1 protein-coding gene is annotated in these 1,174 nt (G+C 54.2%); it reads right to left on the reverse strand.

Annotated elements, in window-relative coordinates; all coding sequences use genetic code 11:
• The coding region (locus IB267_RS33015; RefSeq protein ID WP_192451589.1) for an amino acid adenylation domain-containing protein at window positions 1–1,174 on the reverse strand (1,174 nt) is incomplete at both ends.

Consider the following 1,174-nt stretch of genomic DNA (forward strand, 5'->3'; position numbering starts at 1 on the left):
TCAGATACCCACGAGCAACACCTGCACCACCGATGTAAAGCTCGCCAACAACACCAAGCGGAACGGGCGCCCCATACGCGTCCAAAATATAAATCTGCGTATTCGATATCGGGCGCCCAATAGGGATCACTTCACCTTCAAAATTGGTGGGATAGGCCCATGCTGTAACATCGATAGCGGCCTCCGTCGGGCCGTACAAATTGTAAAGCCTTGCACCGGGTAGCATCTTTTGACATGCATGAGCAGTCGCGACCGGCAACGCCTCGCCACTACAGATGATGCGCCGCAAAGATACACAGCGCGCCACATCATTGGCTTTGATAAAACTTCCGAGCATGGAAGGAACAAAGTGTATCGTTGTAATCTCATGCTGTGTAATCAGATTGATTAGGTAACCCGTGTCCTTATGCGCCCCAGGATTGGCCAAAACCAACACCGCACCGTTAAGTAATGTCCAAAAAAACTCCCACCCAGAGACATCAAAGCTGAACGGTGTCTTCTGCAGGACGGTATCTGCTGAACCAAGAGCATAAGCGTCTTGCATCCAAACCAACCGGTTGACGAGCCCAAGATGCTCGTTTGGCACTCCTTTAGGCACGCCCGTTGAGCCTGATGTATAAATGACATAGGCAAGATGGTGCGATGTCAGGCCAAGCGTGCAAGCAAGCGGATTGGTTTGAACACGATCCGCCCACAAGGCTGCATCGGCGATGAGATCAACGAGCAACGGTAACGCACGACTGTCATCCTCCAGTATCCTGAGCACCCCCCGACCGACCGCGTCGCAAAGTAGCAGCAATGGAGTTGCGTCCGCCAGGATCTGCCCTAGGCGCTCACTGGGATAGCTTGGATCCAATGGAACATAGGCGCCGCCAGCCTTGAGGATCGCCAGCAAGCCCACCACCATTGCTGGACTACGCTCCACGCAAATCCCGACGCGAGTATCCGGCTTGACCCCGGCGTCGATCAGGTAGTGCGCGAGGCGATTGGCCCGCGCATTGAGCTCGCCATAGCTCAAAGATTGCCCATCATACACAACGGCCGTCGCTTCAGGCGTCTTGGCAACCTGCTCCTCAAACAACTCGTGAATGCACTTCTCAGAAGGATAATCCGCTGCCGTCTGGTTCCACGTCTCCAGCAAAAGCCTGCGCTCTTCATCGGAAAGAATATCCAA

The sequence above is a fragment of the Ensifer sp. ENS09 genome (genome assembly GCF_014852425.1).
Classification (GTDB): domain Bacteria; phylum Pseudomonadota; class Alphaproteobacteria; order Rhizobiales; family Rhizobiaceae; genus Ensifer.